Consider the following 14,804-nt stretch of genomic DNA (forward strand, 5'->3'; position numbering starts at 1 on the left):
AATTTGTAATGTATTTTTGTGTAAAACACAACTGATAATCAATTTAGAAAACCATGGAAGAATCAAGAAAAGACATTGTTCAATTCATCAACTTACAGCTTGCGTCAATTGGGCAACCTATATTTAAGGATAAAGAAGATAGTACTGAAAAGTTTTGTGACCCAGAATTTGAAAAAACAACAAGACCATTAATAATGAGTCTTAGAGAAAAATCAAGACTTTTAGCTAATCATTTATCGCCAGCAGACTCAAGAATCCAGAATTTTATTGATACTTATTTAAAAGACGTATCCATTGATAAATCGTTTAAATTACCAAATAACACATTAATACTTTCTAAAAAGGGCCAAGCTAGAGAAGCTAGTTTGCCACCAGATGGTAACTTATTTAAAAGCGATTTAGTAACCACTAACCGTCTTAAACAAGGTATTTTAAACAATCCTTTACATGATAAAAGAACAACTAAAGGCACTTTTCATATTGTTGAAGGGCCACTTCCTGTTCCTTTAGATAAAAAAGAAGTCCCTAGAGTCGTTTTAGCGCATTTTTTAAATGCTGCTTTTAACCCATCTAACGACTTAAACACACTTCCGTTTACTTCGAATCAAGAAGAGAAGGCTACAACTATGGTCTCTATGCTTCTTAGACCAACTGTGTGTCCAGAAGTAAAAGGTGTAAATTCAAAAAAATCATTAGAAGTTCGCTTTTTTGCTCCTGGTACCTTAGTAAGTAATTTAGATTTTGTTGAATCTATTTTCGGAAATGCTGGAAACCCTAATTTAGCTCATAATGATGCTGCCTTAGATCCAGAACATTGGACAGGCCATACAGGTTGTATTGTTCTTGCTCCTCAATTATTAAAGCTTAAAAAGAAAGATGTAGGGCTTCCTAATTATAAAGATGCCACAGACCGCCAGAAAAAAGATGGTATGTGTTGGAAAGATGAAAATGAACTTTATAATGAAGGTGGTGCATTTAAAATTACTTGTAGAGATGAAAGCGGTGTAGTTGTTACATTAATTGCAGACAACTACTATGGTTATTCTAAAAAAGAAATAAAAACTCAAATTAGTTATTCTGCAAACCTCTTTGGTTTAGCCGAAGAAGAACACGCTGGTGGGGCAATAGCATATGCTAGACGTGTAATGGGTGAAACTGTAAACGGTAACGATTATGCAGAATATTATGGGCTTAATCACACAATTGAAGACGTTAAAAACCTTATTGGTGATAGAATAGAGGTTAAACCAGAAAATTATGCAATCGATAAAAAATACCCAAACATAGTTTACATACCAGAATCGTCTTATTTTAATACAGCTACCAATAGCATTACATGGGATTATAAAGGTGAAGAACAAAAACTTACTTTATCTCCATTTAAAACTTATATACACCCATCTGGTAACAAACTAAGATTAGAAAAACACAAGTCTATAAACTTATGGCGTATTGTAGAAACTTATCCTGAAGGTGTATTTTGCCATAAACCTTGTACAGTTTCTGGTGGTGGTAAATCAGAGATTTCTAAATCAATGCAAAATGCTATTACATATAGTCCATTTAACATTCATAACATTGATGAAGATTTTAAGAAAGCAGACGAAGTTATTGAATTTAATTATTCTACTAGATGGAAAGTTAAAGACCCTAACAGACCAAAATCAAGATCATTATTAAGTGAAAAAAGAACTTTAGGTTCTGTTGTAAAATTATTAACTCCTAATGATGAAAACTCAGATGAATTTAACGAATGGTTAAATAATATCCCTGTTCATATTCGTTCTTTAGTATTATTTGTAAAACGATTATTCAGACAAGCACATGGTGCTAACCTTAACTGGAAAGACATGATGTCTGTAGAATTTATTAATGGAGCAAAAGGCACATCTTTAATTTATAATAACACACCTGTTGTTGGTAGTTATGTTCGTATCGGGTTTAATCAAGAAGGAAACTGGATGCTTAATAAGTTACGTTCAGACTTTTCGGCTTGTGAAAAAATTCAAACTGAAGATGATATTACAGCTTCAATTACACTTCCAAAAGAACGTTTCAAAAATTTAAATCCAGAATACACTAACAAAAGTGTAAAAGTATTAGCAAATTGCGAAGCACATTTATTCCAGAGACCAGATGAAGCGATTGTTAGAGGATATGATAAGCTTGCAGAATTAGATATTATTTCTGATGGGCGATTCTTAACTAACTACGAAATGTTAACTAAGAAAGATGCAATTGCTATTTATGAAGATACTATCAATTACGATAAATATACACAACCAGTACAAGATTTTATAAAAGAAATAATTGATTCTGGTGATGATGATATACAGTTTGTTTTACCATCTCACCCTAGAATTGTAGATGGCGAGCCAACCAAAAATCCTCGTTATTTAGAGCCAAATAAATTTTACAATGAAACCGAAGCTACTTATATCTCTGATATGGGAGTGCGTTTATGTAGAAGAATTAAACCTGAAGATCCAGTAATTCATACTGTAAATGCTGTGTTACCTGGTAGAAGAAATAATCCTGCAGACAGAGAAGCTGGTATTAGACCTTTAGCTGTTTACAGTCCAATTCACTACCAAGAAACACCAGAATTATTCATGGATTTTATTTGTAGCTTAACAGGTAAATCACCATCAACTACAGGTGCAGGTTCAGAAGGTGCTTTAACTAAGGCTCCGTTTAACATGCTGACTCCTACAACAGATTTAAACAACGCCTTATTATCTCACATCTTAACAGAATCTAACGGGTTTAGTACTGCAGCAGGTTATGTTGGTGCAGAAAACAAAATAGACCATGATGTTAGTCTATTAATTCCAGAGATTTGGGCTAGAATGGCGCCAGAAGATAGAGACCCTAAAAATTTAATTGTAAACGGATCTTTAGAAAAACTTGAAGACTTTGAGCATAAAGGCGAAAAAGTTTTAGCAAGTCGTTTAGGATACAGAATTACTAAAAAATTCTCTTTACTTTGTTTAAATAGAATATTTGATGAGCCTACTGCGGTTTTTAACAAACGTATGTTAAAACCAGAATTACAAAATTTAGAAGATTTTGTTGATGGTATTAATAACATAGTTGAAGCTCAACAAAAAGTGGCTTTAAACTATTTTGAAGACGGAAGTATTGAAGCTGCTATCCCTCCATTAAAAATCCTATTAAACATTATGGCTTATGGGAATTATGAAGGAAAAGATATTAGCGATCCAGAATTAAGAAAATATTTTGATAGAGATTATGTAGTTAATTCTGATTGGTACAAAGAAAGATTAGCATTAAAACAACAAAAAGATATTGCTTACTATAATGCTCAAATTGACTATTTGGAATCATTTATAAACAATCCAAACAATGATATTTTAGTAGATGATTTACAAATAAATGCACGTTTAGATACTACTAAAAAATTATACGAGAGTGTAAAATCACCAGAGTATTTAAATCGCTTAGTAGGTACTATTGGCTTAGATCCATTGTACAAAAAATAAGAAAACTAATTAAAAATTAAAAAAGCTCCTTTAAGGGGCTTTTTTTGTTTGTATAAAGACAATTAAACTTTTTCTGTAGACTTAACAACATATATTTTATAGTTAGAATATTAACAGTTTTAGTTTTAAAAGGCAAAATCGTATCTTTAAAATAAAAAAATGAAATTTATATCTACTAGGCTATGCTTAAGTTTGGTTGTGTTTATGCTATTTGCCTGCACTAAAAACCCAGATGAAATTATACCTGAAAAAGTTTTAGAAATTATTATTGAAGAGGAAGAAAACGAGCTAGAATATAATAATCCTGAAATAAAATCAATCAAACTTCTAGCTTTAGGTGATAGCTATACCATTGGCCAAAGTGTTTGCCAAACTTGCCGTTTTCCAGAACAATTAAAAAGCCGTTTAATACCCAGAATTGAATTTTTAGAAGACATAGAACTCCAAGTAATTGCTAAAACCGGTTGGACTACTACAAACTTAATTGACGCCATAAGTACCAATGAACTAACTGAAGATTATAATTTAGTAACCTTATTAATTGGTGTAAACAATCAATACCAAGGAAAACCCTTTTCTATTTACCAATCTGAGTTTCCGCAATTAGTAAATACGGCTATTAAAAAAGCGAATTCAAAAAAAAATAATGTTATTGTTATTTCTATTCCCGATTATGCTTTTACGCCTTTTGGAAAAGGCCGCACAAGTATATCACAAGACTTAGATCGTTACAATAATTTTGCTCAAAATTATTGCTTACAAAACAATATTAGCTTTGTATATATAACAGATATAACAAGACAAGGTTTAACAAACCCTAATCTTGTTGCTAGTGATGGGCTTCATCCTTCAGAATTAGCTTATGCCAAATTTGTAGATAGACTTTTACCTTTGGCTATTAAAAAACTCGAAAATTAATTTAAAAAAAAAGCGTTTTGAATAAAAACACTTTTTTACATTTACTAAATGTTTTCATCCAAAAAAAGATTAGATAACGCCTATAAAACTGCAAAAATCATTGATTTTGACGATGATAGTAAGTTTATTTTGTTTAGCGATTGTCATAGAGGCGACAATAGTTTTGCTGATGATTTTGCAAACAATAGAAATATTTATTTTCATGCCTTAAAACATTATTACACCGAAGGTTTTCAGTATTGCGAAATTGGAGATGGAGATGAGCTTTGGGAAAACCTCTCGTTTGAGTCAATTTTAAACGCTCATAAAAATGTATATATGCTTTTGAAAAAATTTCACAAAAGCAATCGCTTACACATGATATGGGGAAATCATGATATGGTTTATAGAAATCCTGATTATGTAAAGAAGCATTTATCTACATATTTTGATCCAAAAATTGGTGAAGATGTAGAGTTGTTTAAAGACATTAAATACCATGAAGGCATTGTTTTAAAACATTGTATGACTGGACAAGAATTATTTTTAACCCATGGGCACCAAGCCGATTGGTGGAATTTTTTATTTTGGAAATGGAGTAGATTAATGGTTAGATTACTATGGAAACCATTAAATGTTATGGGAATTGCAGACCCTACAAGTCCAGCAAAAAACTATAAAGAACTTATAAAAGTAGAACGAAGAACAAAAAAATGGATTACCGAAAACAATAATTTAATGACTATTGTTGGTCATACTCACAGACCACGTTTTCCTGAGCCAGGAGATATTGCTTTTTTTAACGATGGTAGTTGTGTACATCCTAGAAGTATTACAGGCATAGAAATTGAGAATGGTACCATTTCACTTATTAAATGGCAAATTGCAACTACTGATGATGGTACATTACAGATTGTTAGAATTTTACTTGAAGGCCCTGTAAAATTGGCAGATTATAAAACTGCATAAGAATTGATGCTGCAAAAAAGATATATAGGTTTTACACTAACACCTTGTTTATGGAAAAATAATGATGTTTTTAATTTGCAACAATTTGAAGTTATCTCTACACCTAATAGCATTGAAATTGATATTAATGATAATTTACGACTAGGAAAGTATGTTGAGCGACTTGTATCTTTTGAGTTAAGTCAACAAAAGGACATAACTATTTTAAGTGAAAATATTCAAATTCAAAAAGGTAAAACTACTTTAGGAGAATTAGATTGTTTACTTTTAAGAAACAACAAACCTATTCATTTAGAAATCATTTATAAGTTTTACTTATTTGATGAGACAATCGGAAATTCTGAAATAGAACATTTTATTGGTCCAAATAGAAAAGATTCTTTAATAGAAAAACTCCATAAATTAAAAGAAAAACAACTGCCTCTACTCTACTCTGAGGCTTGTAAACCTTACTTAGAGAAACTTGAATTAAAACCTAAAGACATCTCACAACAAGTATATTTTAAAGCTCAACTTTTTTTGCCTTTTACTAATCAAGATATTAAATTAAAAACTTTAAATACAAATAGCATTGCTGGGTTTTATATTAACCAAAATTATTTAGACAATTTTAAAGATTGCAAATTTTATATTCCTAATAAAAAAGATTGGATAATTATACCACATACAAATGTAAATTGGATTAATTATAATGCTTTTAGAAAAATTAGCGAAGTTTATTTTAAAGAGGGATTTTCTGCTTTATGTTGGGTGAAGTTTAAAAATGGAGAAATAAAAAAAATATTTTTGGTATGGTGGTAATTAGTAAGTAAACCCAGGAAATTTGGTTTCATAAACATTTGATTTAAAGACACTTATAACATTATCTACAAATATTTATTGCTGTTAAATTTAAAAGGAATTTATACTTAACTATTCTTTCTTAGTCTATTTAAAAAGCCCTTAATAATTCTCAATATATTTGAGATTAAATTATTAGAACATTCAAAAACAAATACTAACTTTCTGGTGCCAATTCAACCTCTAAGCCTTCCATTTGTGGGGTTATTTGTATTTGACAACCTAAACGACTATTATCTTTAACATCAAAAGCTTCAGATAGCATAGCTTCTTCATCATCACTCATTTCTGGTAATTCTGTTTCACTTAATACATAGCATTGGCATGAAGCACACATAGCCATACCTCCACATACACCAATAGTACCTTCGGGCGCTAGCTCGTAAGACCTCACAACTTCCATAAGATTCATGGCCATATCTGTTGGCGCTACAATATCGTGAGTTACACCGTCTCTATCTGTTATTTTTATATTTACGTCTTCCATTACTTAATTTTATACTTATGCTAAATGCGTGTCATAATTCGTGCCACAAATTTAACGTAAGCTTACTTATTTTAATACTTTTTGTCTGTGAATTTGATATACTATATAGAAAAATAAGGAATCCTTAAAATTATATAATTTTAAGGATTCCTTATGCATTAGATTTATAGTTTAATTGAAAGTTTAGTAGAATTACTTTAAGCTTCAATATTAATAACTTGTTCTATTTGAGGTGCATACTTTTTAATAGTCATTTCTACACCTGATTTTAGCGTCATTTGATTAACACTACAACCTACACACGCTCCTTGAAGCTGTACTTTCACAAGGTTATCATTCTCAATTGATAATAATGAAATATCGCCACCATCACTTTGTAAAAATGGACGAATTTCCTCTAAGGCTTTTTCAACATTTGCTTTTAGCTCTTCTGAAGTCATATTTTATTTTTTAACTGCGGCACAACCAGCCATGGTTGTAATTTTAATGGCTTCCGTTGGTGGCAAATTATCATTTCGTCTCACCACTTCTTGTACTACATTTTGAGTTAATTTCTCGAAAGCTTGTTCTAATGGCGTTGCTGTTTGCAATGCTGCTGGACGACCAACATCTCCTGCTTCTCTTATACTTTGTACCAATGGTAATTCACCTAAAAATGGCACATTTAAATCTTCAGCTAAATTTTTAGCACCAGCTTCTCCAAAAATAAAATACTTATTATTTGGTAATTCAGCAGGTGTAAAATATGCCATATTTTCTATAATTCCTAATACTGGAACGTTAATACTTTCTTGCTGAAACATAGCAACTCCTTTTTTAGCATCGGCTAAAGCTACGTTTTGTGGTGTACTAACTACAACAGCTCCTGTAATTGGTAAAGATTGCATGATACTTAAATGAATATCGCCTGTTCCTGGAGGTAAATCTAGAAGTAAAAAATCAAGTTCTCCCCAATGTGCATCAAAAATCATTTGGTTTAAAGCTTTTGCAGCCATTGGTCCTCTCCAAACTACTGCTTGATCTGGTTGTGTAAAAAATCCGATTGATAGCACTTTAACACCATAATTTTCAACAGGCTTCATTTTTGATTTTCCTTCAATATTTACGGCTAAAGGTTTTTCGTTAGCTACATCGAACATTATAGGAATAGATGGCCCATAAATATCGGCATCTAAAACACCTACTTTAAATCCCATTTTAGCTAAAGTTACCGCTAAATTTGCTGTAACTGTAGATTTTCCCACACCGCCTTTACCTGAGGCAACTGCAACTATATTTTGGATACCTGGAATAGGTTTTCCTTTAATAACATTAGCTTTTGGTTTTTCTGGAGCCTCAACTTTTACGTTTACAGTAATTTTAGCTTTCTCATAAACCTTTTCATGAATGGTTTTAAGAATATCGACCTCAGTTCGTTTTTTAGCCTGTAAACTTGGATTTTGTATGGTAATATCAACAATAACCTCATCTCCAAAAGTAATTACATTTTTAACTGCCCCACTCTCTACCATATTTTGTCCTTCACCAGGCACAGTAATACTTTCAAGAGCTTTAAGTATGTCTTTTTTATCTAGTTTCATATTTTATTTGAAATATGTTTCAAAAGATCCCGATTCAAATATCGAGATTTGTTTTTTTTAGTATAGTTTAATACACTTATATAAGATTGTTAATTTAACTAATTAAGAATCATTCTAAGAGCAAAGATAAGTAATAAAGCTTGAAGACAGAAGCCTGAGATTAGAAGTTTTAACTATGTATATATTTGATTTTACTATTGAATTTTTGTTTGTTAGTTCTTATGTAATAATACCTGTATTACAATTCATTTAACGGATCCCAAAATATGTTGTCAAAATTCTGAATTTGGTTTTCAATAACTACTACACCCTCACTTTCTAATAATTGTTGCATGAGGTTTGTACCATCAAAATGATGCTTCCCAGTAAGTAATCCTTTTCGGTTTACAACTCTATGTGCTGGCACATTTTTACCATGTGAACCATTCATGGCATAACCTACCATTCTTGCGCTTCTGGCGGCGCCTAAGTACCTAGCTATTGCTCCATAACTTGTTACCCTACCAAAAGGTATAAGCTTTGCGACTTCATAAACTTTATCAAAAAAATTAAGAGTCTCTGGTTTCATGTATATTATCTAATGTTTTATTGTTTACAATAAGTACAAAACATTTAATTCGACAACGAATTTTCAATGATGTGTATTTATTTTTAGAAATCTTGAATAATATTTATTAATGTCACTATTGAAATAACACCCGTAATTCCTCCAATTATTCGGTTCATATTCTTTTGAGATGTAAAGGCTTTTCCTTTTATTTTATCAAAAAAGAAAATATACATATAAAGTGTTACAAATGTGCCTGTTGTAGCCCCAATAACGTAAGCCATTATACTGGTTTTTTCGAATGTCATCCACCCGAAAGATGCCAAAGTAATAGTCATATATGCTTGATATGGTATTGGAAAAACATTTATTGCAGATAAAAACATACCTTGAAAAAACCTACTATGTTTACTTCTCCTTTTGGGCTCTTTTTGCTGTTTAGGTTCAGATTTAGCTACAAATAGAAAGTAAATAGTTATTAAAATAAAAATAACTAATGCCACACTTCTTAATACCCCTATAACTTCATGATGTTTGCTTAAATATCTTGCAAAAATACTTGCTAAATAGGTTTGTGTTAACACTATAACACAAACACCAGCAGAAAACACAATCCCCCTAACATGCCCTTCTTTTAAGCTTATTTTTGCTGCTGTCATGTTTAACAACCCTGGTGGAATAACCCCAATCATTGCAAAAAATAAACCTAGAAAGAATATAAAGGTGATGTTCAAACTTATTTAATTTTAAATCTAATATAAGTAATTGGTTTGTTTTGTTCTAAATATTGCGATTCATAAAAGGTTTGAATACTAGTTACTTCTTCTGGACTCCCTTCTTGCTTATAAACATTATGGTTAGCATAGAGTACTTCGTGTCCTTCTCCATGCAATAAACCTAAAGTATAACCATGCATAAACTCACTATCTGTTTTTAAGTTTACAACACCTTCTGGTTTTAATATTTTTTTATAACGCTCTAAAAACGTAGCATTAGTCATACGGTGTTTTGTACGCTTATATTTTATTTGAGGATCTGGAAATGTTATCCAGATTTCATCTACTTCGTTTTCTGCAAAGGCGTGATCTATCAATTCAATTTGTGTACGAAGAAAAGCGACATTTGGTATGTTTTCTTCTATGGCCGTTTTGGCACCTCTCCAAAAACGAGCGCCTTTAATGTCTATACCAATAAAATTTTTATCTGGATATTTTTGAGCCAACGCAACGGAATACTCACCTTTACCACACCCTAACTCTAATACTAAAGGGTTATTATTATGAAAAACTTCTTTTCTCCAATTCCCTTTTAAGTTGAAATTAGAGTTTACCAACTCATCTCTTGATGGTTGAACGACATTTGAAAATGTTTCGTTTTCTTTAAATCTTCTGAGTTTATTTTTGCTTCCCAAAGTTTATTAACGATTTCTTATTATTACTTTATTTTTGGTAAAATTAAGGAAATATCCTCGAGGCATTATATTCTTACCTTTGAATTTAGCAAAAAAGTGTGTGAGGGAATAATGTAACATCTTTTTTTTCTATTAAATGCAAAAAAAAGATATAGCGGAAAGCCCGACCCTTGGGGCACGCCCTAATATGTATTGATGAAAAAAAGAATTTTAGTTGCACCTTTAAATTGGGGACTTGGACATGCCACTCGTTGCATACCAATAATTAATGCGTTAATTGCAGAAAGTTTTGTACCCATAATTGCAAGTGATGGTATTGCTTTAGCTTTACTTAAAAAAGAGTTTCCTAACCTTACTACTATAGAATTACCTTCTTACAATGTTACTTACAGTAAAAATGGTAAACTATTTAAATTAAAACTATTAAAAGATTCACCAAAACTTTTAAAAGCGATTAAAGCTGAAAAAAAAGTTATTGCTTCTATATTAGAGCATAACGATTTTGCCGGAATTATTTCAGACAATAGATTAGGGGTTAGACATAAAAAAGTGCCTTCGGTTTTCATTACACACCAACTTAATGTTTTAAGTGGTAATACAACTTGGCTAAGTACAAAATTGCATCAAAATATTATAAAGAAGTTTGACATATGCTGGGTTCCAGATATTGATGAAAAACTAAATTTAAGCGGAAAATTAGGGCATGTCACTAATTTTGATTTACCTGTAAAATACATTGGTCCTTTAAGTAGATTTACTAAATTAAGAATTGAAATTAAAAATGATTTAATGGTTTTACTTTCTGGACCAGAACCACAACGCACCTTGCTTGAAACAAAATTATTTTCTGAATTAAAAGCATATACTGGTAAAGTTGTTTTTGTGAAAGGTGTAATGGAAAAAGAACAATCTATACAAGTTTTAGGAAACATAACTGTTTATAATTTTATGACCTCTAAGCAACTTGAAAAAACAATTAATGAAAGTGCTTTACTCTTATCTAGATCTGGATATACTACTGTTATGGATTTGGCTAAACTAAATAAAAAAGCTTTTTTTATACCTACACCTGGACAGTTTGAACAAGAATATTTAGCTAAAAGATTTTCTGAAATGAACCTAGTTCCCAGTTGCACCCAAAAGGAATTTAATTTAAATAAACTTGAAAACTTAGAAAACTACAAAGGCTTAAAATCTTTTGATTTTGAAATTAATTTTAAAGAATTATTCGACCTTTTCTAGTGTAAAAGAAAATTCGCTACCAACAGCATATTCGCTTTCAACATATATTTTTTCTTGATGTGCTTCAATAATATGCTTTACTATAGAAAGTCCAAGACCAGATCCTCCTTCTTTTCTAGAACCACTTTTATCTACACGATAAAAACGCTCAAATAAACGCGGAATATGTTCTTTGGCTATACCTTCTCCATTATCTGTAACTCGAACAATTACTTTATTTTTTATAAGGTTTTCAATACTAACTTCTGTAGTTCCTTTTTCGCTGCCATACTTTATTGAGTTAACAATTAAATTAACCAATACTTGTTGTATACGCTCCTTATCTGCTTTTACCAGTATGGGATTAGGGTAGTCTGTATCAAAAACAAGTGTTATTTTCCTCTTATTGGCTTTCATTTCCAACATATCAAATACACTTTCTACTAATTCAACAATATTAAAAACCTCGAAATTTAAACTTAAATCACCTACTTCTAATTTGGTAATCATATCTAAATCTTTAATAATATAACCCAATCGTTCAATCCCTTTACTTGCTCTTAACAGATATTTTTCTCTTAAGTTCTTATCGTTCATAGCACCATCCAACAATGTTAGAATATAACCTTGAACTGTAAATAATGGTGTCTTTAGTTCATGAGACACATTACCTATAAAATCTTTCCTGTATGCTTCTCTTACTTTAAGCGTTTCAATTTCTATTTTCTTATCGTTAGCAAACTTATCTATTTCTTGAGTTAAGGTTTGCATATCTGTAGTAATAGCACCTTTTGTTAAGTTAACAGACTCTAAAAGTGTTAAGTCATCATAAATACGCTTTACACGTTTATAAATAAATCGTTCTACACTAAATTGAATAATAATAAAAGAAAATATAAAAATACTTATAGAAAACAATAAAGGGTAATACCATTCTAAAACATGATAGTAATACAAAAAAACACTCATTAAGAGTGTTGTGTATAATGTAATAAAAGATGCTGTACGCACAGCAAACCGATATGATTTTTTAAATTTTGCCTGCATTAATCCACAAACTTATAGCCTACGCCTTTAATAGTTTTAAAGCTTTTATCACCTAATTTTTCACGAAGTTTTCTAATATGAACATCAATTGTTCTACCTCCAACAATAACTTCATTACCCCAAACATTATCAAGAATTTCATCTCTTTTAAAAACTTTGCCTGGTTTAGATGCTAGTAAAGATAATAATTCAAATTCTTTTCTAGGTAGTATAATTTCTTTTCCTTTTGATACAATTTTGTACTCATCTCTATTTATAACAAGACTACCAACTTTTAGTGTATCTGCTACATCTTCTTCTTTAAAACGCCTTAAAAGCGCTTTTACTTTACTTACTAAAACTTTTGGTTTTATTGGCTTTGTTATGTAATCGTCTGCTCCAGCATCAAAACCAGCAACTTGAGAATAATCTTCTCCTCTAGCAGTTAAAAATGTTATAATTGTATTTTTTAAATCTGGATTTTTTCTTAAAACTTCACAAGCTTCAATACCATCCATTTCTGGCATCATAACATCTAATATAATTAAATGTGGTTGTTCTTTTTTAGCTTTCTTAACACCTTCTTGTCCGTTTTCAGCTGTAATTACTTGATATCCTTCACTAGATAAATTATAACCAATAATTTCTAATATATCCGGCTCATCATCTACCAATAATATTTTAATATCCTTTTTTTTCATTATTTTAGATATGTTTATAAAAGTAAAGATAAAACTATTAACACAATTATATTACCATAGTATAATTAATAACGTTAAGATAACAAACCCATGATTATCATTTAAACTTTCGACAAACTACTTTTATATTTAACACTCTTTTGGCATTACTTTTGATGTATTTTATTAACTTTATAGAACCAAATCGTAGTGTATGAAAAAAATTTACTTTTTATTATTATTAGTTACTTTAACATGCTTTACAAACCAATTTATGGTTGCTCAAAGTTATGCTAACAATCCCTCTACGAAAACAAATATTGAAGGATTATCTATTTATCCTAATCCTGTTAATAGTGAAAGACCTATAATTAATATCGCATCAAAACTTAGTTTAGTTAAGCAAATTGAAATTTTTGATGTATTAGGAAAACAAGTATTTAACACCATTTTATACAGTAAAGAATTAAATATTTCAAGTTTAAGAAAAGGTGTTTATATTTTAAAAATTACCGAAAACAATGTAAGTGAATCTAGAAAACTTATTATTAGGTAAATTTATAATTAAAAATATGTTTTGAAAGCGTTGTTTCTAGCAACGCTTTTTTATTTTACATACTTTTGTAACATGATTTCCGAACATGAAATTTTTAACATACAAAATAACAATGAATTTGAACACTTAGCACTTAAAGTGTTTAAATTTCAATTTAAAAACAATAGAGTTTATAGGTCTTTTTGCGATTTATTATACAAACACCCTAGTGAAGTAAACACTTTAAGAGATATTCCGTTTTTACCTATTCAGTTTTTTAAAACTCGAGAAATTTTAAGCTCTAATACTACCATAAAAAGAACATTTACAAGTTCTGGCACTTCTGGAAAAGAAACAAGCAAACATCATGTTACCGATTTAAATATTTATAAAAAAAGTTTTACCAAAGGGTTTGAAAAATTTTATGGTAACATTGAAGATTATGTGATTTTGGGGTTGTTACCCTCTTATTTAGAACGTGAAGGCTCTTCTTTAATATATATGGTAGATAACATGATTAAAACCTCTAAATATTCTGAAAGCGGGTTTTATTTAAATAATCTTTCAGAATTAAAAGACACATTAATAAAACTAGATTCCGAAGGAAAAAAAGTTTTATTAATTGGCGTTTCTTTTGCTTTATTAGATTTAGTTGAAAACCATCAATTCAATTTAAAAAATACTATTATTATGGAAACTGGCGGTATGAAAGGCCGAAGAAAAGAGTTAATAAGAACAGAGCTCCATAATACACTAAAAAAAGGTTTTGGTGTAAACCAAATACATAGTGAATATGGTATGACGGAACTTTTAAGTCAAGCGTATTCAAAAGGAAACGGTCTATTTGATTGTCCGCCCTGGATGTCTGTTTTATCTCGTGATACTGAAGACGCATTAACAATTCTTAATACAGGTAAAACAGGTGGCTTAAATATTATTGATTTAGCAAATATAAATTCTTGTTCTTTTATTGCTACTCAAGATTTAGGTAGTGTAAAAAGTGATGGTACTTTTGAAGTTATAGGGCGTTTTGATAATTCTGATATTCGAGGATGCAACCTAATGGTTTTGTAAACACCATAAATATTTACAACCCACTAAATAAAAA

The 14,804-nt window shown here is 30.2% G+C and carries 15 protein-coding genes; 7 read left to right on the top strand and 8 right to left on the bottom strand.

Features of this window, described 5'->3' with window-relative positions:
• Window positions 1-53: 53 nt before the first annotated feature.
• The 4 genes from Q0842_RS02980 to Q0842_RS02995 all read left to right on the top strand — a co-directional run bounded on the left by Q0842_RS02980 (window position 54) and on the right by Q0842_RS02995 (window position 6,170).
• On the top strand, window positions 54-3,503 hold the full coding sequence (locus tag Q0842_RS02980; RefSeq protein ID WP_298494172.1) for a hypothetical protein: 3,450 nt from the start codon (window positions 54-56) through the stop codon (window positions 3,501-3,503).
• Between the two features lie 159 nt (window positions 3,504-3,662).
• On the top strand, window positions 3,663-4,421 hold the full coding sequence (locus Q0842_RS02985; protein ID WP_298494174.1) for an SGNH/GDSL hydrolase family protein: 759 nt from the start codon (window positions 3,663-3,665) through the stop codon (window positions 4,419-4,421).
• Between the two features lie 48 nt (window positions 4,422-4,469).
• Entirely contained in the window at window positions 4,470-5,369 is a 900-nt protein-coding gene (locus tag Q0842_RS02990; RefSeq protein ID WP_298494176.1) for a metallophosphoesterase family protein, read from the top strand.
• A gap of 6 nt (window positions 5,370-5,375) precedes the next feature.
• On the top strand, window positions 5,376-6,170 hold the full coding sequence (locus tag Q0842_RS02995) for a DUF1853 family protein (protein WP_298494178.1): 795 nt from the start codon (window positions 5,376-5,378) through the stop codon (window positions 6,168-6,170).
• 196 nt (window positions 6,171-6,366) lie between these two features.
• On the opposite strand, the gene Q0842_RS03000 is transcribed toward Q0842_RS02995, so the two are convergent.
• The 6 genes from Q0842_RS03000 to trmB all read right to left on the bottom strand — a co-directional run bounded on the left by Q0842_RS03000 (window position 6,367) and on the right by trmB (window position 10,234).
• Complete coding sequence (locus tag Q0842_RS03000; RefSeq protein WP_298494181.1) at window positions 6,367-6,696, bottom strand: 2Fe-2S iron-sulfur cluster-binding protein; 330 nt, start codon at window positions 6,694-6,696, stop codon at window positions 6,367-6,369.
• A 197-nt stretch (window positions 6,697-6,893) separates the two neighbouring features.
• Complete coding sequence (locus tag Q0842_RS03005) at window positions 6,894-7,136, bottom strand: NifU family protein (protein WP_298494183.1); 243 nt, start codon at window positions 7,134-7,136, stop codon at window positions 6,894-6,896.
• A gap of 3 nt (window positions 7,137-7,139) precedes the next feature.
• Window positions 7,140-8,276, bottom strand: a complete 1,137-nt coding sequence (locus tag Q0842_RS03010) for an Mrp/NBP35 family ATP-binding protein (RefSeq protein WP_298494185.1) — start codon at window positions 8,274-8,276, stop codon at window positions 7,140-7,142.
• A gap of 238 nt (window positions 8,277-8,514) precedes the next feature.
• Entirely contained in the window at window positions 8,515-8,844 is a 330-nt protein-coding gene (locus Q0842_RS03015; protein WP_298494187.1) for an MGMT family protein, read from the bottom strand.
• An 83-nt stretch (window positions 8,845-8,927) separates the two neighbouring features.
• Window positions 8,928-9,557 carry a LysE family transporter gene (locus Q0842_RS03020; RefSeq protein WP_298494189.1) on the bottom strand — a complete coding sequence of 210 codons (630 nt, stop codon included), beginning with the start codon at window positions 9,555-9,557 and terminating at the stop codon, window positions 8,928-8,930.
• A gap of 2 nt (window positions 9,558-9,559) precedes the next feature.
• Window positions 9,560-10,234, bottom strand: coding sequence for a tRNA (guanosine(46)-N7)-methyltransferase TrmB (gene trmB, locus Q0842_RS03025; protein ID WP_298494191.1), 675 nt, complete (start codon window positions 10,232-10,234; stop codon window positions 9,560-9,562).
• A 195-nt stretch (window positions 10,235-10,429) separates the two neighbouring features.
• On the opposite strand from trmB, the gene Q0842_RS03030 reads away from it, so the two are divergent.
• Entirely contained in the window at window positions 10,430-11,476 is a 1,047-nt protein-coding gene (locus Q0842_RS03030) for a glycosyltransferase (protein WP_298494193.1), read from the top strand.
• Here Q0842_RS03030 and Q0842_RS03035 read toward each other — a convergent pair.
• Window positions 11,459-12,502, bottom strand: a complete 1,044-nt coding sequence (locus Q0842_RS03035; RefSeq protein WP_298494195.1) for an ATP-binding protein — start codon at window positions 12,500-12,502, stop codon at window positions 11,459-11,461. The two genes, Q0842_RS03030 and Q0842_RS03035, sit on opposite strands and share 18 nt — an antisense overlap.
• Window positions 12,502-13,182: a response regulator transcription factor gene (locus Q0842_RS03040; RefSeq protein WP_298494197.1), complete on the bottom strand. Its 681-nt coding sequence runs from the start codon at window positions 13,180-13,182 to the stop codon at window positions 12,502-12,504. The genes Q0842_RS03035 and Q0842_RS03040 overlap by 1 nt, the downstream gene beginning before the upstream one ends.
• Before the next feature lie 193 nt (window positions 13,183-13,375).
• Here Q0842_RS03040 and Q0842_RS03045 point away from each other — a divergent pair, with 193 nt between their 5' ends.
• Both Q0842_RS03045 and Q0842_RS03050 read left to right on the top strand, forming a co-directional pair.
• Complete coding sequence (locus Q0842_RS03045; RefSeq protein WP_298494199.1) at window positions 13,376-13,717, top strand: T9SS type A sorting domain-containing protein; 342 nt, start codon at window positions 13,376-13,378, stop codon at window positions 13,715-13,717.
• Window positions 13,718-13,789: 72 nt separating this feature from the next.
• Window positions 13,790-14,770, top strand: coding sequence for an acyl transferase (locus Q0842_RS03050; RefSeq protein ID WP_298494201.1), 981 nt, complete (start codon window positions 13,790-13,792; stop codon window positions 14,768-14,770).
• Window positions 14,771-14,804 lie beyond the last annotated feature (34 nt).

This window comes from uncultured Algibacter sp. (genome assembly GCF_947495675.1).
Taxonomy (GTDB): domain Bacteria; phylum Bacteroidota; class Bacteroidia; order Flavobacteriales; family Flavobacteriaceae; genus Algibacter_B.